Here is a 24454-nt window from a genome sequence, read left to right on the forward strand (position 1 = left end):
CAAGCTACGGGCCCGCCCCGGCCGCTCCCCGCCCGCTCCCGGAGGAATGCACCGGATCCTCACAACCGGAACGCCCACCGGGGCGGGCGCCGCTCGGCACGCCGCTTCACCCGGCCGGACCTATGGTGGTCAAGGGGGCGGACCGGACGTCCTGGAGGTGGGCGCGATGGCAGTTGCGGAGAGCACCCGGAGGTCCCGGGGCCCGGCCCACAAGCGGCCGGGACCGGTACAGCGGTTCACCACCGCGCTGCGCCACACGCCGGTGCTGGCCGTGGTCTTCTGGCTGGCCCTGGCGATCGGCACCACGGCCGTCGTGGTCCAGCTGGACAACCCGGTGGCCCTGGCCGTGCTGAGCCTGATCTGGCTGATCACGGTGGTGCTGACGGCCGGCTGGCTGGTCGGCCACCCCCGGCTGGGGAAGCAGCAGCGGCCAGCCTGAACCCGTCGCTCAGCGTGCCAGCCACACGGTGGTGATGTTGCAGAACTCCCTGATGCCGTGCGCGGACAGCTCCCGGCCGTAGCCGGAGCGCCGGACACCGCCGAACGGCAGGGCCGGGTGCGAGGCGGTCATGCCGTTGAAGAACACCCCACCTGCCTGGATGTCCCTGACGCAGCGCTCGCGCTCGTCCGGGTCACCGGTCCACACGTTCGAGCTCAGCCCGAACGGGGTGTCGTTGGCGACCGCGATCGCCTCGTCCAGGCTGCCGGCCCGGTAGAGCGTGGCGACCGGGCCGAACGCCTCCTCGTGGTGGATCCGCATCTGCGGCGTCACCCCGCTCAGCACGGTCGGCCGGTAGTACCAGCCGTGGTCCAGGCCCTCCGGCCGCCCGCCGCCGCACTCCACCACGGCCCCGCGGTCCACCGCGTCCTGCACCAGCTCCTCCAGGTCGGCCCGCCCCTGGTCGGTGGCCAGCGGCCCGACCTCGGTCGCCTCCTCCTTCGGGTCACCCACCTTCAGCGCCCGCATCCGGTCGGTGAAGGCGGCCGCGAACTCGTCGTAGACCCGGGTGTGCACGATGAAGCGCTTGGCCGCGATGCACGACTGGCCGTTGTTCTGCACCCGGGCGGTGACCGCCCACCGGACGGCCTGGGCCAGGTCCGCCGACGGCATCACCAGGAACGGGTCGCTGCCGCCGAGTTCCAGGACGGTCTTCTTCACCTCGTCCCCGGCCGCCGCCGCCACCGCCCGGCCCGCGCCCTCGCTGCCGGTCAGCGTCACCGCCGCCACCCGGGGGTCGCGGACCACCGCCTCGACCGCGCCCGAGGCGATCAGCAGCGTCTGGAAGCAGCCCGCCGGGAAACCCGCGCGGGCGAACAGCTCCTCCAGGTACAGCGCGGTCCGCGGCACGTTCGAGGCGTGCTTCAGCAGCCCGACGTTGCCCGCCATCAGGGCCGGCGCGGCGAACCTGACCACCTGCCAGAGCGGGAAGTTCCACGGCATCACCGCCAGCACCACGCCCAGCGGCCGGTAGCGCACGTAGGCGGCCGACGCGCCGGCGTCCGCCACGTCGGCCGGGTCGGGGTGCTCGTCCGCCAGCAGGCCGGGCGCCCGGTCCGCGTACCAGCGCATCGCCTTGGCGCACTTGGCCGCCTCCGCGCGGGCGGCGGCGATCGGCTTGCCCATCTCGGTGGTCATCGTCCGGGCGATCGCGTCCTGGTCCTGGTCCAGCAGGTCGGCGGCCCGGTGCAGCAGCGCCGCCCGCTCGGCGAAGGAGGTGGTCCGGTACTGCGCGAAGGTGGCCTCGGCGCGGGCCAGCCGCGCCTCGACGGCCGCGCCGTCCAGCGGCTCGAAGGTCTCCAGGGTCTCGCCGGTGGCCGGGTCGACGGTGGCGATGGGCATGGGCGTCACTCCTCGGTGCTGGCGCGGTCCTCGGACCGGCGCCGGTGGCGGGGCCGGCGGCCGGCCGGCTGAGTCGGGGCGGGGCGCTCCGGCAGCGGCGGCACCGGCCGCCGGGCGGGCTGGTCGGGGGAGACGGTGAGCGGCTCGCCGTGGTGCCACAGCTGCATCTCGGCGCCCTCCAGCAGGCGGTAGCAGGCCTCGGTGGGGCCGGTCTCGACCCGCAGCACCCGCCGCTGGAACTGCACGGTGAACGCCAGCCGGGCCAGCCGCGCGGGCAGCCGCGGCGCGAACGCCAGGGTGTCGCCGTGGTGCCGCAGCCCACCGAAACCCGCCACCAGCGCCAGCCACACCCCGGCCAGCGCCGCCAGCTGCAGCCCGTCCCGCAGGTCGTGCACGGTGCCGTCGAGGTCCAGCAGCGCGGTCTCGGACAGGTAGTCGTACGCCAGCTCCAGGTGCCCGGTCTCCGCCGCCAGCACGGCCTGCACCCCGGCCGCGACCGGCGAGTCCCGGACGGTCAGCGCCTCGTAGTACGCGAAGTCCCGGGCCTTCTGCTCCGGCCCGAACGCCTCCCCGCGCCGGTACAGCGCGAGCACCAGGTCCGGCTGCTGCACCACCTGCCGGCGCCGGAGCTGGAACGCCGGGTGGTGGCGCAGCAGCGGGTACTCGCCCGGCCCGGTGGCGGCGAAGTCCCAGACCTGGTGGCGGGTGAAGCCGGCCGACTGCTCGTGCACGCCGAGCCGCTCGTCGAACGGCACCGCCAGGTGCAGGGCGGCGTCCCGCCAGGCCGCGGTCTCCTCGTCGCTGACCCCGAGCGCCACCGCGAGGTCGGCGTTGCGCTCGGCGGCGTCGGCGGCGGCCCGCAGGTTCTGCTGCGCCATCAGGTTGGTGTACAGGTTGTCGTCCGCGCCCCCGCTGTACTCGTCCGGCCCGCTGACGCCGTCCAGGTGGAAGGTGCCGGCCGGGTCGTGGTGGCCCAGCGAGCGCCACAACCGGGCGGTGTGCACGAGCAGTTCGAGACCGGCCTCGCGGTCCAGCACCAGGTCGTCGGTGGCCGCGGTGTAGTGCGCCAGCGCGTCCGCGATCCCCGCGTTGACGTGGAAGGCGGCGGCGCCCGCCGGCGGACCGGCCGAGCACTCCTCGCCGTCGATGGTCCGGGCGGGGAACGCGGCGCCCTCCAGCCCCAGCGCCCGGGCCCGCCGCCGGGCCGCCGGCAGGGTGCTGTGCCGCCAGCGCAGCGCCTGCGCGACCAGCTGGGGCGCGGTGTAGGTGAGCACCGGCAGCACGTGCGTCTCGGTGTCCCAGAAGCAGTGCCCGTCGTGCCCCGGGCCGGTCAGCCCCTTGGCCGCGACCGCCCGCTGCTCGGCCCGGGCGGCCGCCTGGTGGAGCTGGAACAGCGCGAACCGGACCGCCTGCTGGATCTCCGCGTCCCCCTCCAGCTCCACGTCGGCCCGGCTCCAGAACGCGGCCAGTACCTCCCGCTGCTCCGCCGCCAGGCCGGCCCAGCCGGTGGCCGTGGCGCGGGCCAGGGCGGCGTCCAGCTGGCTGCGCACCGCGGGCCGCGAGCGCACCGCCGACCAGCCGTGCGCGACCAGCTTCTCCAGCCCCAGGGTCTGGCCGGCGCGCAGCGAGGCGGTCACGGTCAGCCGGGCGAGCTCGGGGCCGGACTCCACGGCGGTGGCCGTGCCCTGGGGCCCGGCCACGGTGTGCTCGGCGGCGACGCCGATCCGCTGGCCGCTGCGGCGGGTGCGGTGCATCAGGTGCAGCCGGGTGCCGGCGGCCTGCGCGGTCTCCGGCTCCAGCGCGGGCGAGGCGGCGAGCAGCTCGGACTGCAGGACGATCCGGGCCGGGCCGTCCAGCGGCTCCACCCGGTAGGTGAGCGCGCCGATCGCGCGCTGGCTGAGCGAGACCAGCCGGGAGGAGGCGATCCGTACGGTGCGGCCGGAGGGGGAGCTCCATTCGACCGCGCGGGCCAGCACGCCGGTGCGCAGGTCGAGCGTGCGGTGGTGGCGGTGCAGCCGTCCGTAGCGCAGGTCGAAGGGCTCGTCGTCGACCATCAGCCGGACCAGCCGGCCGTCCGGGACGTCCGCCACCCGCCTGGCCGGCTCCGCGTCGCCGCCGGGGGCCAGCTCGAAGACGCCGTTCAGGTAGCTGCCCGGCAGGCCGGCCGGTTCGCCCTCGTCCAGGGTGCCGCGCCAGCCGAGGTGGCCGTTGGAGAGCGCGAACAGCGACTCGCTCTGGGCGAGCACGTCGAGGTCCAGCGCGGTCTCGCGCAGGCACCAGGGATCCACGGGGTACGCGCGGTGGTCGATCACGCCGCGGCACCTCCCGTGCTGGTCGCCGGACAGGCCATGGCACCACCCTCCCCCGGATCGGCCCCGGGCGCCCGCAGGACGCGCCGCCCGGGGCCGGTGCTGCCGGGTGGGCCGGGTCAGCCGGCGATCACCGGGTAGTGGTCGGAGAGGTCGTTGTACGTGTAGCTGGTGCCCCAGCTGCTGACCGTCCACGGCGCGCTGTGGAAGCGGTGCACCTGGTTGGTGTACTGCTGCGGGCGGGCGTGGTCGGCCCGGTACAGCACGTAGTCCAGGTCCTCCTTGGGCTCACCGGGGTAGCGGTAGGCGGCGATCGAGTTGTCGACCGTGTCGAAGGAGTTGGTCCAGCCGGTCCGCTGGGTGGCGGGCGCCAGGTTGCCGTTGGCCAGCAGCGCCGGGTACTCGGAGTCGTGCGAGTTGATGTTGAGGTCGCCGGCCAGCACGATCGGCTCGTTCGCCGGGATCTGCTTGGCGTCGACGAAGGCGCGCATCGCGTTCAGCTGGGCGGCCCGGACGGTGGCGGGCTGGCCGCTGGAGCAGCCCGAGTCGGTGGACTGCAGGTGGGTGCCGATCACGTGGGTGCGCAGGCCGTTGACGTTCAGCACGGCGTACACGAAGCCCTTGTTGGACCACCAGTCCGCGCCGCACGCGTCCTTGAACACGTACTGCTCCTTGCGCAGGATCGGCCACTTGCTGAGCAGCGTCACCCCGCCGTCCTCGGGGGTGGTGGAGCTGTAGCTGCCGCTGGTGGCGTCCCAGCCGCTCTTCGACCGGCCGACCACCGGGGTCTGGTACGGGTAGGCCGCCGCGGCCTTGGCGGCGAGCGCGTCGGAGGCCGCGTTGTCGAAGTCCTCCTGGAGCACCACCACGTCGTGGCCCTGGAAGAAGTCCGCCCCGGCGATCGCCTGGGCGCGCAGGTCCTGGCCCCAGTTCGGGTAGAGGTTCTTGCTCATCAGGAAGACGTTGTACGTCAGCACGTCGAGCGGCGGCGCGGTCAGCGGGGCGCTCTCGGCGGCGGTGGCCGCGGACGCCGGGGCGGCGGCGAGCGGGGTCAGCAGCGCGGCCGCGGTGCAGACCGCGGCGGCCAGACGGGGGGTGCGACGGCTCGTGGGCAGGGGCATCGATGCTCCGCTGGTGTCTTGTCGATGGTTCGTCACGCGACGAGGTGTTGTTCAGTCAACTCGTGGCGATCCACGTCCTTCAAGACACCGGTCGAGCATCAGGTGAACTCGGCCGGAACAGAGCTACCAGACAGTAGTTCTCACAGTGGCGGGGCTTTCGGGCGCGCCTAGCGCCAGACCAGCAGCAGGCCGTCCAGCACCAGGCCCGCGGCCAGCCAGAGGACCACCGGCCAGGCCGTCGCGGGTCGCTGCCCGGTGCTCGTCCCGCTCTTCCGCATGTGCATGCCTCCTCGGTTCCCGGTCGGAGTCTGCCGGGGCCACGGAGGCTCGCGCCAGGGCCGGTCCGGAGGTTCGTCACCTCGCGGGGCGGCCCGGGGCGGGCGTCGTTCTCGGTACGCGGGTCAGTAGCTCTGCGCCTGGGCGACGGTGGGGACCAGCGCCTGGTCGGGGGACTGGGTGCTGAAGGCGGTCACCGTGGCGGTGGCGCCGGCCGCGACGTTCTGCCGGTTCACCACGGTGCTGTCCACCACCGTGCCGGAGGCGTCCGAGAAGTTGACCCGGATCGCGTAGTTGGCGGTGCCGGAGGTGTTGTTGACGATGGTGACCAGGGCCGCGTTCAGGCCACCCGTGGTGGCCTTGGGCAGGCCGGTGATGGTGATCCCGGAGGTGACGTTCCCGCTCCCGGTGACGGTGGCGAGCGCCGACTGCGCCCCCGCCCGGTTCTCCCCGGCCTGGGCGGAGACCGAGGCGGCGAACGAGGAGGCGGCGGCGGAGAGCGAGGCGGCGGCCGAGCTGACCGAGGCCTTGGCGGAGGAGGCCAGCGAGCCGAGCGCCGAGGCCCCCGAGGAGAACGCGGAGGGGTTGGGCGAGAAGGAGGACGGGCCGGGCGAGGAGCTGCTCGATCCGCCGGAGGAGCTGCAGGCCACGACCACCCCGAGCCCGGCCAGCAGCAGTGCCAGCGCGCCCAGCGTCCGGCGCCGGCCGCCGAGCGGGCCGGCGGGTGCTCCCACGTACTTTCTGTCCACGAATCCACCCGGAGGTCCAGAGCAGAGCCGTCCCCTGCCTCGTCCCCCTACAGTCACACCCGGTCAGCGCGCGCCGCGATCGGGAGTGGCCCGACCGGGTCCAGGGGCCGGCTCCGGCGGGGCCGGCGTGATCAAGGTCCGGGCCGCGCTGGAACGGCTGAGCAGCACGATGCCGAGCAGGATCAGCGCCACCCCGGCCGCCTCCGGCAGCAGCCACCAGCCGCCGCGCAGCTTCTCCTCGAACAGCAGCGCCCCGAGCGCCACGCTGGTGCAGGCGTCCCCGAGGGTGAGCGCCGGCTGGGAGAAGGTCAGCGGCCCGGACTGGAGTGCGTTCTCCAGCAGGAACAGGGCCACCACGCCGACCAGGGCGAAGCCGTAGGTCTGCCAGACCGAGAAGAACGCGGCCAGGCCGTCCGTCTGCCAGGTCTGGGCGGCGGACTTCAGCAGCGCCGCGGTCAGCGCGTAGCAGAGCGCGGCGGCCAGGGCCAGGCAGGCCGCCCGGGCCGCTCCGGGGGCGCGGCGCACGGCGGTGGCGGTGAGCACCGCGGCGGCGCCGAGGCCGCAGGCGAGCCCGATCAGCCAGCGGCCCATCGGCGCCTGGGCGTCCCCGGGGGTGGGGGCGGCGGCCCACAGGGCCACGCCGAGGCCGACCGTGACGCCGGCGGCCGCCCGCCACACGTCCGCCGCCAGCCGCCGGTGCAGGATCGCGCCGGCCAGCAGGAGCGCGATCGGCAGCTCCAGCACGAACACCGGCTGCACCACCGACAGTGCCCCGTTCGCCAGTGCCAGCGCCTGGAAGCAGGCCGCGGCGCCGACCGCGGCCATGCCGCCCAGCCAGACCCGCTGGCGGACCAGGGCGGACATCAGGCCCCGGCCCAGGCCGCCGCTGACCGGCACCCGCTGGGCGGCCTTGCGCTGGAGCACCGTGGCCAGCGCGTTGCTGACGGTGGTCAGCAGTGCGAACAGCACGGCGAGGGGTGTGTGCACGGGCCCCTCCTCGGTCGGCCGGCGCGGACGGCCGACACCCTCCCCATCCTGCGGCCCGCAGCCCGGGCCGACATCTCGACGGCCGGGCCATTAAGTGATATCACTATGATTACTTCATGCCGTACCCGCCGAAGGAGTGCCCACCGTGGCCGTTCCCACCGCCGACCCCGTCCCCGTCGAGGGCTTCGCCGTCGAGATGCCCGCCCCCAAGGTCACCGAACGGGTGATCACCGGAGCCGCCGGGCTGCCCATGCTCGCGCTGTGCCTGCTCACCGTCCTCGCCGGCATCGTGCTGCTGGTCGCGGGCATCGTCACGCAGGCGAACGGCGGGTCCGGCGCCGGGATCACCATGATCGTGCTCGGCCCGCTGGTCCTGGTGACCGGGCTGGTGCTCTGCTGCGGCCTGACCGCCGTCGCCCCCGGGCAGGCCCGGGTGGTCCAGCTGCTCGGCCGCTACCGCGGCACCGTCCGCGCCGACGGGCTGACCTGGCTGAACCCGTTCACCAGCCGCCGGCTGATCTCCACCCGGATCCGCAACCACGAGACCGAGACCGCCAAGGTCAACGACGCCGACGGCAACCCGATCCAGATCGCCGCCGTGGTGGTCTGGCAGGTCGAGGACACCGCCAAGGCCGTCTACGAGGTGGACGACTACGTCGAGTTCGTCGCCATCCAGACCGAGACCGCGGTGCGGCACATCGCCAACAGCTACCCGTACGACGCCCACGCCGAGGGGCAGATGTCGCTGCGCGACAGCGCCGAGGAGATCACCCGCACCCTCTCCGCCGAGATCGACGCCCGGGTCGCCTCGGCCGGCGTCCGGGTGGTCGAGTCGCGGATCACCCGGCTCGCGTACGCGCCCGAGGTGGCGCAGGTGATGCTCCAGCGCCAGCAGGCCGGCGCGGTGGTGGCGGCCCGCCGGCTGATCGTGGAGGGCGCGGTCGGCATGGTGAACCTCGCCCTGGAGCGCCTCGCCGAGGAGAATGTGGTCGAGCTGGACGAGGAGCGCAAGGCCGCGATGGTGAGCAACCTGCTCGTGGTGCTCTGCGGCGACCGCGGCACCCAGCCCGTGGTCAACACCGGTTCGCTGTACCAGTAGGGGAGGAGCCAGGTGGCGACGGAACGCAAGAAGATCCTGCTGCGGCTGGATCCGGCCGTCCACGACGCCCTGGCCCGCTGGGCCGCCGACGAGCTGCGGAGCACCAACGCCCAGATCGAGTTCCTGCTCCGGCGGGCGCTGGCGGAGGGCGGCCGGATGCCGGGCGGCGTGCCCCGCATCCCGGCCCGGGGCCGGCCCCCGAAGGCCGAGGAGTAGCCGCCGCGGGCCCCGGGAGACCGTGGCCCACCGACCCCGCTCGCCCTCCCGGACCGACCGGCCCCGCCGCTCCCGCGCGGCGGTCCCGGTTGACCAGGGGCGAGCGGGGTAAGGGCGTACCGGAGCCTGCCGAGGAGAGGGGCGCCGATGAAGCCTGCCCGACCACGGCCGCGATCGCGGCCCGCCCCGCACCCGCAACCCAAGCTCCGGACCTCCGGCGCCCCCGCCCGACGCCCGCTCCCGGTCCTCGACGACCTCGGGGTGGCCGCCGTGGTGCTCGACGCCCGGGGCCGGATCGCCCTGTGGAGCCCGCAGGCCGAGCAGCTGTTCGGGTACGCCGCGCCGGAGGTGCTGGGCCGCAGCGTGCTGCGGCTGCTCGCGGCCGAGTCCGACGCCGCCGAGGTGCGGCGCCTGTTCGAGGTGGTCATGCAGGGCGCCGGCCACTGGGAGGGCGGCTTCCCGGTCCGGCGCAAGGACGGTGGCAGCACCCTCGTGGAGGTGCGCGCGATGCGCCTGCACGACGCGCTGGGCCGCCCCTACGCCCTCGGGCTGGTCTCCGACCGGGCCGCCGCCGTCCGGCTGGAGCGGGACCTGGCGCTGTCCGGCCGGCTGGTCTCGCAGACCCCGGTCGGCCTCGCGGTGATGGACACCGAGCTGCGCTGCGTGGCCGTCAATCCGGCGCTCGCCGCCGTCAGCGGGGCCCCGGCCGCCCGGTTCGTCGGCCGCAGCGGCGCCGACGCGCTGCCCTTCCTGGACCGCGCGGAGTTCCTCGCCGCCGCGGCCGAGGTGCTCGCCACCGGGCAGCCCGTGCTGGACCGCACCGGCACCGCGCCCGCGCGCTCCGACGGCCGCCAGGCCCGCGCCTGGTCGGTCTCCTTCTACCGGCTGGACGACGCCCAGGGCACCGTGCTCGGGCTGGCGGCCTCGGCCGTGGAGGTCACCGACCGCCACCGCGAGCACCAGGAGCTGGAGCGCGGCCGCCGCCGGCTCGCCCTGGTCGCGGACGCCTCGCTGCACATCGGGACCACCCTCGACCTGGCCCGGACGGCCGAGGAGCTGGCCCAGCTGTGCGTCCCGGAGGTCGCCGACATCGCGGCGGTGGACGTGATCGACGCGCTGCTGCCCGGCCACCGCCGCTCGGAGAGCACCACGGGAGGCACCTGCTTCCGCGCGCTCGCCGTCGCCGCCGACCACCCGGGGCCGGCCACCGAGGCCGCCGACCCGCCCGGCGAGGCCGCCGAGTACGGCGAGGACCGCCTGGTGACCAGGTGCGCCCGGACGGGCCGGCCGGTCCACCTGCGCACCGTCGGCCCGGGCGACCTGGACCGGATCGCCCGCAGCTCGGAGGCGTCGGCGCTGCTCGCCGAGGCCGGGGTGCACTCCTACCTCGCGGTGCCGCTGATCGCCCGGGGTGAGGTGCTCGGCGTGCTCGACCTCAAGCGGGCGGGCAACCCCGATCCGATCGAGGAGGACGACGTCCTGCTGGCGATCGAGCTGGCCGCCCGGGCGGCGGTGGCCATCGACAACGCCCGCTGGTACCAGCGTGCCCGCAACACGGCAGCCACCCTCCAGCGCGGCCTGCTGCCCAGCCCCGGCGCCACCCGGCCCGGCCTGGAGATCGCCTACCGCTACCAGCCGGCCGACCAGGCGGACGAGGTCGGCGGGGACTGGTTCGACGTGATCGCGCTGCCGGGCGGCCGGACCGGCCTGGCGGTCGGCGACGTGATGGGCAGCGGTATCGAGGCCGCCACCACCATGGGACGGCTCCGGACCGCCGGCTACACCCTGGCCGGGCTCGGCCTGCCGCCGGCCCGGCTGCTGCACCACCTCGACCGGATCGCCGAGGAGATCGGCCCGCAGATCGCCACCTCGCTGTTCGGGATCTTCGACCCGGCCACCGGTGAACTCCGGATGGCCGACGCCGGGCACCCGCCGCCCGTGCTGCTGGGCCCCGGCCGGAGCCCCGAGCTGCTCGCCGTGGAGCCGGGGGTGCCGCTCGGGGTCGGCGGCGGGGTGTACCGGACCTTGACCGCCCGGCTGCTCCCGGGGGAGACGCTGGTGCTGTACACCGACGGGCTGGTCGAGAACCGGGCCGAGCACATCGACGAGGGGCTGGCCTCGCTGCTGGAGCTGTCCGCGGGCCTGGCCGAGGTGCCGCTGCCCGAGCTTTGCGACCGCCTGATGGGCAGACTGCGGCACCGCAGGCACTCCGACGACGTCACCGTGCTCGCCGCCCGCGCGGTCGGGCCGGCCGGCTGAGCCGCCGCCGGTCGGCCCGCGGTCGCCGGGCCGGTGGGCGGGGCCCCGGTCGACGGGGATCACGATCAGCTCGTCGGTGGTCATGCGCACTCCCGTGGTCGGCCGGTCGTCGTCTGCGCGACCTCTTCCACCGCCCCGCCGTTCGCATGCGCGCAGCCCCTAGGAGCCACCGGTTCGAGGGACACCGGGGCCCCGATCCGTAACGGTTCGAGGGCCCCGGCGGGGCGTCAGCCCACCCCGTGCGACGCCCAGAAGTCACCGCGCGCCAGCACGGTGGTGTCGCTGTTGTCGGTGAAGAAGCCGTCCACGCCCAGCTCGTAGAGCCGCTTCGCCCAGCCGATCGCGTCCCCGTACGCCGCCGGGTCGGTGCCCCGGCGGAAGTCGGCGGGCAGGAAGCCGTTCTCGTTGCGGACGGTGTACGGGTGCAGCACCAGGCCGGCCCGGTGGGCGTCGGCGACCAGGGTGGTCGGCGTGGTGAGCCGGCCGGTGGCCGGGTCGGTCGGCGCGATCAGCTCGGTGGTCGGCCCGATGCCGTGCGAGAACCCGGCCAGCCAGCGCAGCCCGTCCGGCTTCACCAGGTCGGCGACCGTGCGCGGGTCGCCCGCCAGCACGAAGTCGTACGGCTGGGTGGTGGCCGCGCCGAGCAGCTGGACCCGGGGGTTGCCGACCAGCTTCGCGAGCCGCTGGAGGCTGCTGGGCTCGAAGGACTGCATGATCGCCCGGCCCTGACGGCCCGCCAGGCCGGCCCGGCGCAGCTCGTCCGCCAGCCGCTCCTCCAGCGGGAGGCCGATCGAGCGGAAGTAGCTGGGGTGCTTGGTCTCGACGTACAGCCACACCTCGCGGCCGAGGGTGCGGGCGCGGCGGGCGGCGAACTCGGTGACCTCGCGGAAGGTCGGGATCGGCCACCGGCCGTCGTACAGGGTGTTGCGCTGGCGCTGCTGCGGCAGTCGCTCCTTGGCGCGCAGGGTGCGCAGCTCGGCGAGGGTGAAGTCCTCGGTGAACCAGCCGGTCAGCGTCACGCCGTCCACGGTCTTCGTGGTCCGGCGGCCGGCGAACTCGGGGTGGTCGGCGACGTCGGTGGTCTCGGCGATGTTGTTCTCGTGCCGGACCACCAGCTGGCCGTCCTTGGTCGGCACCAGGTCCTGCTCGATCACGTCGGCGCCCAGCTCCAGCGCCAACTCGTACGAGCCGAGGGTGTGTTCGGGGCGGTAGCCGCTGGCGCCGCGGTGGCCGATCACCAGCGGGTGCGGCAGCCGGTCGAGGCCCGTCCCGGTGCGGACCGGCGGGCGGGTGCCGGTGGCCGGCTGCCCGGCCGCGAGGTCGTCGGCGGCGGCCTCCGGCACCCCGGCGGCGCCGAGCGCGGCCACGCCGAGGCCGACGGCCCCGGTGGTGCGCAGGAACGAGCGGCGGGAGGAGTTCTCCCCGGTCGGACGGTTCGTCATGTGCAGCACTCCCTGGTGGCGGGCCGGCGCATTCCGACCCGCACCCTAGGGCGTTCGGCCCCTCCGGGCGGTGAACCGCGGGCGACGCGGTCACCAACCGGTGCCGAATGCATGACAATCCGTCAGGCGGGCTGCAGAACGGCCGCGGTGCGGCGGCGGGGCCGGATCAGCACGGTGGCCAGCAGGGCCACCGTGCCGGCGGTGGCGACCAGGAGTCCGGCGCCGAGCGCGACGAACGGGGCCGGGGCCGACCCGAACACCCCAGGGCTCCAGGCCAGTCGGCTGGTCACCTCGTACGCGGCGACGGTGCCCTGCTGCCCGTTGTCGTAGAACCGGGAGTCCAGCGCATTCGGCCGGTTGTCGCCCATCACGAACAGCCGGCCCTCCGGGACCTTCACGTCCGCCACCCGCTTGCCCGGGTCCGCGGCGGTGGCGTACGGCTCCGCGACCGGAGCGCCGCCCCGTACCAGGTGGCCCGTCGGGTCGCTGGACAGCTCGTCGCCGCCGACCCCCACCACCCGCTGGACGAACGGGCCGGGGCCGAGGTCCTCGGGCGGGGTGAACAGCACGATGTCGCCGCGCCCGACCTTGCCGGGGTCCACCGTCCGAAGGAAGAGCAGGTCGCCCTGGTGCAGGGTGGGCGCCATCGACTCGCTGCCCACCCGCTGGATCTGGTAATGGGAGAACACGCTGAGCACCGAGCCGATCGCCAGCAGGGCGCCCACCGCGATCACCCCGATCGCCACCCACGTCCCGACCCGCCGGCCACCCGTCACTGCCTGTTCCATCGCACCCCGCCCTGGTAGCGCCGGCCGTGCGGCCGGACCGGGCACATCGTACGGACCCGCCGGAAGGCGTGGGTGCGGAGGTGCCCCGAGGAAAGACGGTGGCGCGGGCCCGACCGTTTCTTCTACGGTGTACAAGACTTGTACACCGTAGAAGAAAAGGGGGGCGGGCGTGACCCAGCCCGAACGCCGACCGGACCGGTGGCTGATCCTCGCCGTGATCTGCCTCGCCCAGCTGGTGGTGGTGCTCGACAACACCATCCTCAACGTCGCCGTGCCGTCGCTGACCGAGGGCCTCGGCGCTACCACCGCGCAGACCCAGTGGGCGATCGGCGCCTACTCGCTGGCCCAGGCGGGCCTGCTGATCGCGGCCGGCGGCCTCGCCGACCGCTACGGCCGCAAGAAGGTGCAACTGCTCGGACTCGCGCTGTTCGGGCTGGGCTCGCTCGCGGCGGCGCTCGCCACCGACCCCGGCCGGCTGATCGCCGCCCGGGCCGGCATGGGGGTCGGCGGCAGCCTGCTGCTGGCCACCAGCCTGGCCATCGTGGTGCGCACCTTCGAGCAGGACGAGCAGCCCAAGGCCATCGCCGCCTGGGCCGCCGTGGCCTCGCTCGGGGTGGCGCTCGGGCCGGTGATCGGCGGCCTGCTGCTCGCCCACTTCTGGTGGGGCGCCGTCTTCCTGGTGAACCTCCCGGTCGCCGCGCTCGGCCTGGTCGCCGTCGCCCGGCTGGTGCCGGAGTCCAAGGACCCCCGGGGCGAGCGCCCCGACCTGCTCGGCGCCGCGCTGTCCACGGCCGGTCTGGTCGGCCTGGTGTACGCGGTGATCCAGGGCCCCGGCAGCGGCTGGACCGCGCCGCACACGCTGCTCGCCGGCGGTCTCGGCCTGCTCTTCCTGCTGGCCTTCGGTCTCTGGGAGCGCCGGATCGAACACCCGCTGCTGGACCTGGCATTCTTCCGCGACGCGCGGTTCCGCGGCGCCGTCTCCGGCGGCGTGCTGGTCAGCTTCGGGATGGGCGGCTCGCTCTTCCTGCTCACCCAGCACCTGCAGTTCGTGCTCGGCTACGCCCCGCTCGCCGCCGGGCTGCGCACCGCCCCGATGGCGCTCACCGTGGTCGCGCTCAACCTCACCGGCGCGGGCATCCGGCTCACCTCCCGGCTCAGCCCGCCGGCCGCGGTCGGCGCCGGACTGGCCCTGCTGGCGGCGGGTCTGGCCGCGATCGCCGAGTTCGGCCACGGCGGCTCCTATGCCGGCATCCTGCTCGGCCTGGTGCTGATGGGCGCGGGCGTGGCCTGTGCCCAACCCGCGATGGCGGGCGCGGTGATGAGCTCGATCCCCCCGGAGAAGGCCGGGATCGGTTCCGGGTTGATGGGCACCCTCGGCGAGCTCGGCAACTCGCTCGGCGTCGCGGTGCTCGGCGCGGTGCTCACCGCCGGCTTCGCCGGATCGTTGCCGGACGGCCTGCCGGAGTCGGCCGCCCGCTCGCTCCCGGACGCGCTGGCCGCCGCCGGTCCCGCGGCCGCCGGGGAGGTCCGGTCCGCCTTCGCGGACAGCCTGACGGGAGGCCAGCTGATCGGCGCCGCCGCGGTGCTGCTCGGCGGCCTGGTCGCCGCCTGGCTGCTGGGCCGGGCGGCGCAGCGGCCGCCGGTGGCGCCCGCGCCGGTCGATCCGGTCGAGCCGGTCGCCCAGCAGGGCTGACCTCCGCTGCACGATCGCTCCCTCTACGATCGCTGCACGGCCGCCCGCCGGTGGCCGTGCAGCGATCACCGAAGGACCGGACCATGCCCGAGCAGCCCCGCGACCCCGGCGTCAGCATCTGGGTGGCCCCGCCCAAGGCCCGCCGCCGGGGCAGCGCACCCACCGGGCTCAGCCGGGACCGGATCGTGCGCGCGGCCGTCGCTCTGCTCGACGCCGACGGCGTACCGGCGTTCTCGATGCGCAGGCTCGCGGGCGAGCTGGACGTCACCCCGATGTCGGTCTACTGGTACGTCGACAACAAGGACGACCTGCTGGAGCTGGCGCTCGACGAGGCCTTCGGCGAGATGGTCGTCCCGCCGCTGGGGGAAGGCGACGACTGGCGGGCGCACCTGCGCACCATGGCGGCCGAGTACCGGCGCTGCTTCCAGCGGCACCCGTGGGCCGCGCAGCTGGCGGGGCGCTTCCTGGCGCTCGGCCCGAACGCCGTGTTCTTCTCCACCAGCGCGGTCGCCGCGGTCTCCCGCAGCGGACTGTCCGGCGACGCCCTGGGCGCGGGGCTCGGGCTGGTCATCCAGTACGCGTACGGCTTCGCCCTGGCCGAGGCGCAGTGGATGCAGCGGGTCCACGACTCCGGCCGGACCGAGGACGAGCTGCACCGCGACGTCCACGGCATCGTCGCGCGGTCCGAGGCCCGTTACCTGGAGGACGCCCCCTGGCTGCGGGCCGAGGTCGAGGGCGGCGTCGCGGCCGGCCGCGACCGGCAGTTCGAGCTGGGCCTCGACATGGCGCTGGCCGGCCTCGACGCCTTCGTCCGGGCCCCGCACGACCCGCACGACCCGCACGACCCGCGCTGAGCCGGCGGGGCGGTCGGGGTCGGTGCGGCCCGGCGCGGCCTCAGGGGATCTTCCACTCCTGGGCCTTGTTCCCGGGCGTGCAGGTGGTCATGGTGACCCGGTTGCCCGCGCCCCGGTCGGTCAGGCAGGTGTACCCCATGTAGTCCGCGAGGGTGTACGCGCCCGGGGTGGTGGCCCGCTCGATCTTCCAGTTGTTCAGGAAGCTGAAGCCGTTGGAGAGGTCGACGCTGCCGTCCTGCTCCTGGACCAGCTCGGGGGAGCCGAGGTTGCACGCGTTGAGGTGGTGCCAGCTGCTCGGCACCGTGTGCACCCAGCCGTAGGCGGTCGCCCCGCCCATCACCGCCGCGTTGCCGCCCGAGAGGTTGTCGTTCGCCAGGCCCAGCCTGAGGCCGTCGCCCACGTTGACGATCGCGCCCCAGCCGGTGCCGCCGCAGCCCTGCGCCTTGCTCGGCGTCTGCGCCGGCGTACCGGGCGCGGGCGTGCCGGCCGGCGGGGCGGGCGGGTTGGTGGCGGGCGTGGTGGCGCCGCCGTGCTGGGTGCCGCTGCCCTGGCCGCCCCCGGCCGCGCCGCCGCCCGCACCGCCCGCCACGGCGCCGCCTGCGCCCGCACCGCCGGCGGCAGCCGCACCGCCACCGGCGGCCCCGCCGCCGGCCGTTGCTCCGCCCGCGGCGCCGCCCGCCGCGCCGTCCGCGGGTGCGCTCGCGCCGGGCGCCGGGGTCGCGCCTCCCGGGGTGGCGGCGGCATCGAGGGCGGCGGTCGAGGCCGCCCCGGACGGCGGCGGGGCGGTGCCGCCGCCCGACGGGGTGGCCGGGGCGGACTGCCGGGTGTCCGCGGACTTCGCCTCGGCCCAGAACGGAGTGTGGTCGACCAGCAGCGCCGTACCGGTGCCCACCGTGATCACCACGGGGATGATCACGGGCACCAGCAGCGCCCGCCGCCCGCGGCGCGGGGCCGGTCGGGTCTCCGCCTCCGGTGCGGCCGGAGCCGGAGCCGGTGCCGCGGGCGGTGCCGCCGGGGCGGCGGGCAGCACCGGTGCGGGCCCGGCGCCGATCGCGGCCCGGGCGGCGGCCGCCATGGTGGCCGCGTCGGGGAGGCGGCCGGCCGGCTCCTTGGCCAGCGCGGTGGCCACGAACGCACGGACCGCCGGCGGGAACTCCTCCGGGAGCTCCGGCGCGGGGTCGCGGATGTGCTTGAGCGCCACCTCCAGCACGCTCTCGCCGGTGAACGGCGGCTGCCCGGTGAGCAGTTCGTAGCAGACCACGCCGATCGAGTACAGGTCGGAGGCGGGTGTGGTGGCCGCGCCCTCGGCCTGTTCCGGGGCCATGTAGAGGGCGGTGCCGAGCACCGAGTGGGAGGCGGTGATCTTCGTGCTGGCCAGGGCGCGCGCGATGCCGAAGTCGGTCACCGTCACCTGGTCGTCGGCGCGGACCATCAGGTTGGACGGCTTGAGGTCGCGGTGCACGATGTCGCGCCGGTGCGCGGCGTCCAGCGCGTCCAGGGCCTTGGCGAGCAGGTCGAGCGCCCGCTCCGGTGGCATCGGCCCGCTCTCCGCGAGCACCTCGTGCAGCGGCCGGCCGTCGATCAACTCCATCACCAGGTAGGCGATCGGGCCCTCGCCGTCCTCCTCGTCGCCGGCGCTCTCGCCGTAGTCGTGGACGTCGACGATGCCGGGGTGGCGGAGCGCTGCGAGCAGCTGGGCCTCGCGCCGGAACCGCTTGGCGAAGGTGGTGTCCTCCAGCAGCGCCGGGTGCAGGATCTTGACCGCGACCGGTCTCGCCAGCACCTCGTCGTCGGCGCGCCAGACGGCGCCCATGCCGCCGCCGCCGATCCGCTCGGTCAGCGTGTAACGCCCCCCGAGCACGGTCCCCCGACCCCTCATGCCCCTGCCCCCTTGTCATGCCCGACCCAACGGGCGATCATCGCCCAGTCTGCCAGAGGGGGTCCGGTGCCGGTCCGCCGAGGCGCCTCCCGCCTGAGCCCCCGTCAGCTCGGCGTTCCCGGCCCTTCGGACGGGTCCACGCGGACCGGTCGCCGTGCGGTCCCGGCGCCCGCCGGATTGTCAGTGCCGGACGGCATGCTCTGCGGCATGGACAGGGACGAGTTCTGGCAGTTGATCGAGCAGGCCCGCGACAGCGTGCCGGACCGCGCCGACGACGAGGCGGTGGCCGAGCGCGCCGCCGAGCTGCTCGCGGCCCGGCCGCGGGAGGAGATAGCCGCCGCCGACCGGGTGCTCTGGGAGCTGATGGCCGACTCCTACCTGGACCCGCTGTGGGCGGCCGCGTACCTGATCAACGGCGGCTGCTCGGACGACGGCTTCGACTACTTCCGCGGCTGGCTGATCCTCCAGGGCCGGGAGACCTTCGAACAGGCGCTGCGGGAGCCGGACACGCTGGCGCAGCTGCCCGCCGTCCGGGAGGCCGCCGCCGAGGAGGAGGTGCTGGAGTGCGAGGCCACCCTCGCGATCGCCTGGGACGCGCACCTCGCGGCGACCGGCGCCGAGCTGCCGGACGACGCCGGCACGGCCGAGCGCCCGGAGCCCGAGCCGTCCGGGGCGCTGGACTTCGACGACGACGCCCAGCTGGCCGCCCTGCTGCCCCGGCTCGCCGGCCTGTACGGCTGAGCCCCGGCGGCGTCCGCGTCACCCGGGAGCCGACAGCAGGACGCCGGTACCCGCGGTGGGGGTCGCGGGCACCGGCGTCGGTCGGTGGGTCGAGCGGGGTCGGTCAGGTGCGGGCCATCAAGTGCGGCCGGTCAGGAGGCGGTGGACGTGAGGTCGGCGGCCACCGGGGCGGGCTGCTGCGCCGCGCGGTCCCGGACCCGCCGGGCCCGGCGGGCCAGCAGCGGGTAGAGCAGGAACGATCCGCCGATCACCACCAGGCCGTACGTCACGGCCTGGGTGCCGCTCTCCACGTACTGCTGCCAGGCGGCCCAGGCGCAGACGCCCAGCAGGCTGAGCACGATCGCGCCGATGCTCCACCAGCCGCCGGGGATCCGGTACGGGCGCTCCAGGCTCGGCTCCTTGATCCGCAGGGCGATCAGCGCGGCGACCTCCAGCAGGATGCCGATGTTGGTGAGGAAGACGTCGAAGATCACCAGGTTGGTGAAGCTGCTCAGGCAGAACACCGCGTAGATCACCGAGGAGCCCACCACGGAGGCGATCGGCACCCGGTAGCGCGGGCTCTCCTTGGCGAGCCAGCCCGGGAAGTAGCCGTCCTTGGCGAGGACCACCGGCAGCCGGGAGTTGGAGGCCAGCAGCGCCGAGAACATGGCCACGGCGGCGAACATGCCGCCCACGGTGACGGTGACCTGGAGCCAGGGCCCGGCCAGTTGCTCGGCGACCGCGGAGAACGAGCCCGCCTCCCAGTTCTGCCAGCCCGCGTCGCCGTCCGCGCCGGTCGCCAGCGAGGCGATGGTCGGCAGCAGGTAGCCCACCATGATCAGCACGATCGACACCGCGAGCGCCCGGGGCAGGTGCCGGCGCGGGTTCTCCATCTCGCCGGCCACGTTGGACACGCTGTCCCAGCCGCAGTAGTTCCACATCACGATGAACAGGCCCGCGCCGAAGGCGTTCCAGGTCGACTGGTCGGCGCCGGTGGTCAGCGAGCCGACCGGGTTGATCCCGTCGCCCACCAGGTGGGCGATGCCGATCACCGAGAGGATCAGCATCGGGAGCAGGCAGACCACCGCGAAGACCACCGAGGACTCGCCGACCCAGCCGGCCCCGAGCAGGTTGAGCAGGGTGAACACCACGATGACCGCGAGACAGATGAACCAGTTCAGGTCGAACTGCAGGTTCCCGAGCCGGAAGAGCACGTGCTCGCCGGGGGCGACCGCGCCCACCAGGCTCTGCAGGTAGCTGGTGAACAGCACCGGGTAGACGGCCATGTCGACGAAGCTGCAGATCCACTGCAGCAGGCCCTGCTGGAAGCCCCAGAACTTGCCCAGCCCGCGCTTGACCCAGTGGTAGTAGCCGCCCTCCTCCGGGATCGCGGTCCCGAGCTCGGCCACCACCAAGGCGTGCGGCACGCTGTAGATCAGCGGTGTCACCATGATCAGCAGGATCGCCATGCCGGGCCCGGAGGTCGAGAACAGCTCCTCGATGCCGTACGCGCCACCGGAGACGCTGAAGAAGATCAGTGCGACCAGCGGCATCATCCGTACCCGCTTGGGCGCGGGCAGGCGGTTCGGGGCAGGGGCCACCGGAACGGCGGTCATGGTCACCTCGGAGGGGGTCGGCGGGGATCGTGGCACCCCGAGCACCCGGGCCGGCCGCGCGGCGCCTGGTCCGATCCGGCCGGGTGGTCGAACCGCTCCCGGGAGCGCCCCCGCCAACTGGCCCGGCGGAGTCCTAGGAGTCTCCGGCCTGCGGCGCGTCACCACAATCGATCATCATGACAAGCGTCGTGTGTCGCCTTTGACACTGTGCAGCCGCGCCGGCCCGGCAGGCACTCGGTCGCCGGAGTTCTGTCGACATCAAGTATCTTGACATCGAGATAGTCTGCGGGCAGGCTTCCCCTGATCTCTTGATGTCAAGATAGTTGCGGGGGTAGGCGATGGTGCGGGGCGGGCGGGGCAGGCGGCGGTCGGACGGCGGATCGGGGCTGGTGGCGCAGGTGCGGAGCCCGCCCGGCGGGCGGAACGCGCGGATCATGCTGCTCGCGCTGGCCCTGGACCGCACCGGCTCGGGGCTGTGGGCCTCGGCCTCGGTGCTCTACCTCACCTTCGTGGCCCACCTGACCGCCGAACAGATCGGCCTGCTGCTCGGCACGGCCGGAGTCGCGGGCATCCTCGGCTCGCCGCTGGCCGGGCGGCTGGCCGTCCGCTTCCCGGTCTGCCCGCTGCTGATCGCCTGTCACCTGCTGCGGCTGCTGACGCTTCTGGTGCTGCTGTTCTGCACCGGCTTCGAGGCGCTGCTGCCCGTGGTCGCGGTCACCTATCTGGGCGACCGGGCGGCCAAGACGCTGGAGATGCTGTTCGCCACCCGGACGGCGGGCGAGCGGCGTCCGGCGTACCAGGCGCTGTCGCGCAGCGCGGCCAACGCGGGCTACGCCGTCGGCGCGGGCATCGCGGCGATCGGCCTTGCGGTCGCCTCCGACGACGCCTACCGGGTCATGATCCTCGGCGACGCGCTGTCCTTCGCCGCCGCCGCCGCGCTGGTGTGGCGGACCACCGAGCCGGCCGCGACCTCGACCGCGGTGACGGCTGCCGAAGCCGGGGAGGCCGGCGAGCGGCCGGCGCCCCGGCGGGCGAGCCCGTGGCGCGATCGCGGCTACCTCACCTTCGTGCTGCTGGACATCCCGATGAACCTCGACGACTCGGTGCTCGGTGTCGCGCTCCCGCTCTGGCTGGTCCACCGCACCTCGGCGCCGCCCGCGCTGGTCCCGGCCTTCCTGATCCTCAACACCGTGCTGGTCGTCCTGCTCCAGGTGGGGGTCTCGGCCCGGGCGGAGGGGCCCGGCCGGGCCGCCGGGGCGGTGCGGGTGTACGGCGCGGTGATGCTGGTGTGCTGCCTGGTGGTGGCGGGCTCCGGGTGGCTGTCGGGGTGGGCCGGCGGCTGGGCGGCCGGCGCCGTCCTGCTGCTGGCCGCGCTGCTGGCCACCCTGGCGGAGCTGATGCGCTCGGTGAGTTCCTGGGAGCTGGCGGTGCTGCTCGCCCCCGAGGATGCCCGTGCCTCGTACCTGGGCGTGGCCGGGATGTCCCAGTCCATCCAGAAGTCGGCCGGCCCGCCGCTGCTGACCGGCGTGGTGATGGCGGCCGGCCCGGCCGGGTGGGTGCTGCTGGGGGTGGCGGTGGCGGGCCTCTCGGTGGTGCAGCAGCGCCGCTGCGCGCGGTTGCTCCGGACGGGACGAGCGGCCGTGGCGGCGGACCGGACGGCGGAGGCCGTCGCGGCGGGCCTGCCGGCCTGAGTGCGGCCGTCGGGTCAGTTCGCGGCGAGCCGTGCTTTCTTGACCTTGTTGCCGCAGGTGTTCATGGAGCACCAGCGGCGGTTGGCGCCGCGGCTGGTGTCGAGGAAGAGCCCCGCGCATCCGGGGCCTTCGCAGCTCTTGATCCGGCTGCGGTCGGGGCCGCCGAGGATCCGGACGGCATCGGTGGCGAGGACCCCGAGGGCGTCGCCGACCGGTGTCGCCCCGGTCAAGTGCCATCCTGCGCGACCGTGTTCGAGCACGGCCTTCGCGTGTCCGGCGGCGGCGACCGTGTTGAGGGTGCGGACGTCCTGCGCATCGGGCGGTCCGTCCGCGGCGATCGCCGACCCGATGCGGTAGATCGCCTCGCGCAGTTCGACGGCGGCCTTCAGCTCGGTCGGCGACACGTCCCTGGCGTCGAGCCGGGTGGCCCGCAGCCACATGGTCAGTCGTGCGGGGTCGGTCAGTCGCTCGCGCGGCGCCGCGCCGGCTCGGTCGCTGACGGTGGCGGTGAACCGGAACGCCAGGACCTCGTTGTCCATGCGGAACACGCGGTGCACGTCCTCGGACATTTCAACCTCCACGGTGAGCGGCCATCTCGCGAACCGTCTCAGAGGGTTCGACACGATGGTAACCCCCGTGGCATCGTGGAACCGTCTTGGACGGTTCGCAGAGAGGGGTCTCCGAATGAGCAGCATCGCGGTCATCGGCCTGGGGGCGATGGGGCGGCCCATCGCACGCAACCTCCTGGGGGCCGGCCACGACGTCGTGGTGTGGAACCGGTCCGACGGGCCTGCGGACGAGCTCGTCGCGGCGGGTGCCCGTCGAGCTGCTTCGGTCTCGGACGCCATGCGCTCGCCGGTGGTCTTCTCGGTCCTGGCCGACGACCGGGCCGTCACCGAGACGTTCCTCGACTCCGGCGTGCTCGCCCAGGCCCCGGCCGGGACCGTGCACGTCGGCCTCGCCACGGTGAGTGCCGGCCTGGCCCGCCGGCTCGGCGCGGCGCACGCCGAGCACGGTGTCGGGTACGTCGCGGCACCCGTATTCGGCCGTGTCCCGGTGGCCGAGGCCGGGGCGCTCAACATCCTTGCGGCGGGCGATCCGGGGCTGGTCGACCGCGTGCAGCCGTACTTCGACGTGATCGGCTCGCGGACGTGGCGGCTCGGCGATCGTCCGGAGCAGGCCAACATCGTGAAGATCCTCGGGAACTACCTGATCGCCTGCGCGATCCAGTCGCTGGGTGAGGCCGTCAGCCTGGCGGACGGCGCCGGTGTCGACTCCGGGCAGTTCGTCGAGATGCTGACCTCGACACTCTTCCCGGGAGCCGTCTACGCCGGCTACGGGTCGATGATTGCCGAACGGCGCTACCGGCCGGCCGGGTTCACCACGGTCCTGGGTCGCAAGGACCTCCACCTCGCGCTGGATGCGGCGCGCGACCATGACATCGCGCTCCCGGTCGGTGAGCTGCTGCGGGCCGTCTTCGATCAGGCTCTCGCCGACGGTCGCGGGGAGGACGACTGGGCGGTCATCGCGGAACAGCAGCCGCGGTGACCGCCGCCGGCCGTGACCGCGGCCCGCCCGGACCGGTGCGGACGACCGGGCGGTCAGGGAGTCGAGTCCGGTCCGCCCGTCAGCAGGCGGTCCAGCAGGGCGCCGAGGGTCTCCCGCTCGCCGGCGGTGAGCGGGGCGAAGGACTCGGCCAGGACCCGGTCCATCCGCTCCTCGCCGGCCTCCCGGACCTCCTGCCCGCGGGCGGTCAGCCGGTGCCGTACGGCCCGGCCCGGCCCGGGCACGCGCTCGATCAGGCCGCGGTCCACCATCCGGCCGGCCAGCGTGCCGAAGGCCTGGTCGGTCTGGAAGGTCAGCAGGGCCAGGTCGTGCAGGGAGGCCTCCGGGTTGCGGTCCAGGTGCCGCAGCGCGTCCCACTGGACCAGGCTGACGCCGAGCGACTTGAGTTCGGCGTTCATCGCCTGGTGGTGACGGTGCTGGAGCCGCTTGACGGCCCGGCCGAGGTGCGGGAGGGAAGTGCTCACGGGGCGATCCTAGCCCGGAAAGACAGGTTGTTTATATCAACATGCTGATCTAAGGTTGTTGATATGAACGTCGAAACGAACCCCGCCGCCGGCCCGGACCGCGCCGAACCGACCGCTGCCGAGCTCACCGTCGCCCAGCTGGGCGAGGGACACCCCACCTACCTGCTGCTGCACGGCGGCGCCGGGCCGCAGTCGGTCGCCGCGTTCGCCGGACTGCTGGCCACCGACGGCCCGGGCCGGGTCGTCCTCCCGACCCACCCCGGCTTCGGCGGCACCCCGAGGCCGGAGCGACTGGCCGACGTCCCCGCCCTGGCCGCGCTCTACCGCGACCTGCTCGACCGCCTCGACCTGACGGACGTCGTCCTGGTGGGCAACTCGATCGGCGGCTGGATCGCCGCCGAGCTCGCCCTGCTGCACAGCCCCCGGGTCGCCGGGCTGGTGCTGGTCAACGCGGTCGGCATCGAGGTCCCGCACTCCCCGGTCGCGGACGTCTCCGGCCTCTCGCCGGTCGAGCTCTCCCGGCTCAGCTACCACGACCCGGCGCTGTTCCGCTTCGACCCGGCCGCCCTCACCCCGGCGCAGCAGGCCGTCGCGGCCGGCAACCGGCAGGCCCTTGGCGTCTACGGCCGGGGTGCGGCGATGGCCGACCCGGGGCTGCGCGCGCGGCTGGCCGGGATCACCGTGCCCACCCTGGTCCTGTGGGGCGAGAGCGACCGGGTCGTCCACCCGGCGTACGGGCGGGCCTTCGCCGAGGCCGTGCCCGGCGCCGAGTTCCGGCTCCTCCCCGGCACCGGCCACCTGCCGCAGCTCGAGACGCCGCAGCAACTGCTCGGCCAGCTTCGCGAGTTCGGTGCCCGGGTGACCCCGGCTCCGTGACCGCCCCGG

21 protein-coding genes are annotated in these 24454 nt (G+C 74.7%); 10 read left to right on the plus strand and 11 right to left on the minus strand.

The window, feature by feature from the left end:
- Positions 1-166 precede the first annotated feature (166 nt).
- Positions 167-439, plus strand: coding sequence for a hypothetical protein (locus ABT014_RS19425; protein WP_350640209.1), 273 nt, complete (start codon positions 167-169; stop codon positions 437-439).
- Positions 440-448: 9 nt separating this feature from the next.
- Here the strand turns inward: ABT014_RS19425 and ABT014_RS19430 are convergent, their stop codons facing one another.
- The 5 genes from ABT014_RS19430 to ABT014_RS19450 all read right to left on the minus strand — a co-directional run bounded on the left by ABT014_RS19430 (position 449) and on the right by ABT014_RS19450 (position 7282).
- Entirely contained in the window at positions 449-1840 is a 1392-nt protein-coding gene (locus ABT014_RS19430; protein ID WP_350640210.1) for an NADP-dependent succinic semialdehyde dehydrogenase, read from the minus strand.
- 5 nt (positions 1841-1845) lie between these two features.
- A complete protein-coding gene (locus ABT014_RS19435) occupies positions 1846-4152 on the minus strand; it encodes a glycoside hydrolase family 65 protein (protein ID WP_350640211.1) in 2307 nt (768 codons plus the stop codon).
- Positions 4153-4268: 116 nt separating this feature from the next.
- Entirely contained in the window at positions 4269-5270 is a 1002-nt protein-coding gene (sph, locus tag ABT014_RS19440) for a sphingomyelin phosphodiesterase (RefSeq protein ID WP_350640212.1), read from the minus strand.
- A 401-nt stretch (positions 5271-5671) separates the two neighbouring features.
- Positions 5672-6295: an FxLYD domain-containing protein gene (locus ABT014_RS19445; RefSeq protein WP_350640213.1), complete on the minus strand. Its 624-nt coding sequence runs from the start codon at positions 6293-6295 to the stop codon at positions 5672-5674.
- A 63-nt stretch (positions 6296-6358) separates the two neighbouring features.
- Positions 6359-7282, minus strand: a complete 924-nt coding sequence (locus tag ABT014_RS19450) for a DMT family transporter (protein WP_350640214.1) — start codon at positions 7280-7282, stop codon at positions 6359-6361.
- 196 nt (positions 7283-7478) lie between these two features.
- Between ABT014_RS19450 and ABT014_RS19455 the strand changes: the two genes are divergently transcribed.
- From ABT014_RS19455 to ABT014_RS19465, 3 genes are all read left to right on the plus strand, one after another.
- Positions 7479-8381: an SPFH domain-containing protein gene (locus ABT014_RS19455; RefSeq protein ID WP_350640300.1), complete on the plus strand. Its 903-nt coding sequence runs from the start codon at positions 7479-7481 to the stop codon at positions 8379-8381.
- 12 nt (positions 8382-8393) lie between these two features.
- Complete coding sequence (locus ABT014_RS19460; protein WP_350640216.1) at positions 8394-8597, plus strand: type II toxin-antitoxin system antitoxin; 204 nt, start codon at positions 8394-8396, stop codon at positions 8595-8597.
- A 147-nt stretch (positions 8598-8744) separates the two neighbouring features.
- Positions 8745-10856, plus strand: coding sequence for a SpoIIE family protein phosphatase (locus ABT014_RS19465; protein ID WP_350640217.1), 2112 nt, complete (start codon positions 8745-8747; stop codon positions 10854-10856).
- 227 nt (positions 10857-11083) lie between these two features.
- Here ABT014_RS19465 and ABT014_RS19470 read toward each other — a convergent pair whose 3' ends face one another.
- Both ABT014_RS19470 and lepB read right to left on the minus strand, forming a co-directional pair.
- Positions 11084-12298 (minus strand): glycerophosphodiester phosphodiesterase, encoded by a 1215-nt coding sequence (locus ABT014_RS19470; RefSeq protein WP_350640218.1) that lies wholly within the window; start codon positions 12296-12298, stop codon positions 11084-11086.
- Between the two features lie 122 nt (positions 12299-12420).
- Positions 12421-13086: a signal peptidase I gene (gene lepB, locus ABT014_RS19475; RefSeq protein WP_350640219.1), complete on the minus strand. Its 666-nt coding sequence runs from the start codon at positions 13084-13086 to the stop codon at positions 12421-12423.
- A gap of 169 nt (positions 13087-13255) precedes the next feature.
- Here lepB and ABT014_RS19480 point away from each other — a divergent pair, with 169 nt between their 5' ends.
- Both ABT014_RS19480 and ABT014_RS19485 read left to right on the plus strand, forming a co-directional pair.
- Positions 13256-14779, plus strand: coding sequence for an MFS transporter (locus ABT014_RS19480; protein WP_350640220.1), 1524 nt, complete (start codon positions 13256-13258; stop codon positions 14777-14779).
- Between the two features lie 83 nt (positions 14780-14862).
- The gene (locus ABT014_RS19485) at positions 14863-15633 is read left to right on the plus strand and encodes a TetR/AcrR family transcriptional regulator (RefSeq protein WP_350640221.1); all 771 of its coding nucleotides are present in this window, start codon (positions 14863-14865) and stop codon (positions 15631-15633) included.
- A 40-nt stretch (positions 15634-15673) separates the two neighbouring features.
- Here the strand turns inward: ABT014_RS19485 and ABT014_RS19490 are convergent, their stop codons facing one another.
- On the minus strand, positions 15674-17512 hold the full coding sequence (locus ABT014_RS19490; protein WP_350640222.1) for a protein kinase domain-containing protein: 1839 nt from the start codon (positions 17510-17512) through the stop codon (positions 15674-15676).
- A gap of 207 nt (positions 17513-17719) precedes the next feature.
- Between ABT014_RS19490 and ABT014_RS19495 the strand changes: the two genes are divergently transcribed.
- Positions 17720-18253 (plus strand): DUF4240 domain-containing protein, encoded by a 534-nt coding sequence (locus ABT014_RS19495; RefSeq protein WP_350640223.1) that lies wholly within the window; start codon positions 17720-17722, stop codon positions 18251-18253.
- 131 nt (positions 18254-18384) lie between these two features.
- Here ABT014_RS19495 and ABT014_RS19500 read toward each other — a convergent pair whose 3' ends face one another.
- Positions 18385-19848 carry an APC family permease gene (locus tag ABT014_RS19500; protein WP_350640224.1) on the minus strand — a complete coding sequence of 488 codons (1464 nt, stop codon included), beginning with the start codon at positions 19846-19848 and terminating at the stop codon, positions 18385-18387.
- A 389-nt stretch (positions 19849-20237) separates the two neighbouring features.
- Here ABT014_RS19500 and ABT014_RS19505 point away from each other — a divergent pair, with 389 nt between their 5' ends.
- Positions 20238-21539 (plus strand): MFS transporter, encoded by a 1302-nt coding sequence (locus tag ABT014_RS19505; RefSeq protein WP_350640225.1) that lies wholly within the window; start codon positions 20238-20240, stop codon positions 21537-21539.
- A 14-nt stretch (positions 21540-21553) separates the two neighbouring features.
- Here the strand turns inward: ABT014_RS19505 and ABT014_RS19510 are convergent, their stop codons facing one another.
- A complete protein-coding gene (locus ABT014_RS19510) occupies positions 21554-22108 on the minus strand; it encodes a CGNR zinc finger domain-containing protein (protein WP_350640226.1) in 555 nt (184 codons plus the stop codon).
- 13 nt (positions 22109-22121) lie between these two features.
- On the opposite strand from ABT014_RS19510, the gene ABT014_RS19515 reads away from it, so the two are divergent.
- Complete coding sequence (locus ABT014_RS19515; RefSeq protein ID WP_350640227.1) at positions 22122-23087, plus strand: NAD(P)-dependent oxidoreductase; 966 nt, start codon at positions 22122-22124, stop codon at positions 23085-23087.
- Between the two features lie 53 nt (positions 23088-23140).
- Here the strand turns inward: ABT014_RS19515 and ABT014_RS19520 are convergent, their stop codons facing one another.
- Complete coding sequence (locus ABT014_RS19520; protein WP_350640228.1) at positions 23141-23569, minus strand: MarR family winged helix-turn-helix transcriptional regulator; 429 nt, start codon at positions 23567-23569, stop codon at positions 23141-23143.
- A gap of 63 nt (positions 23570-23632) precedes the next feature.
- On the opposite strand from ABT014_RS19520, the gene ABT014_RS19525 reads away from it, so the two are divergent.
- Positions 23633-24445, plus strand: coding sequence for an alpha/beta fold hydrolase (locus ABT014_RS19525; protein WP_350640229.1), 813 nt, complete (start codon positions 23633-23635; stop codon positions 24443-24445).
- Positions 24446-24454: the final 9 nt, after the last annotated feature.

This window comes from Kitasatospora sp. NPDC094015, from assembly GCF_040304075.1.
Classification (GTDB): Bacteria; Actinomycetota; Actinomycetes; order Streptomycetales; family Streptomycetaceae; genus Kitasatospora.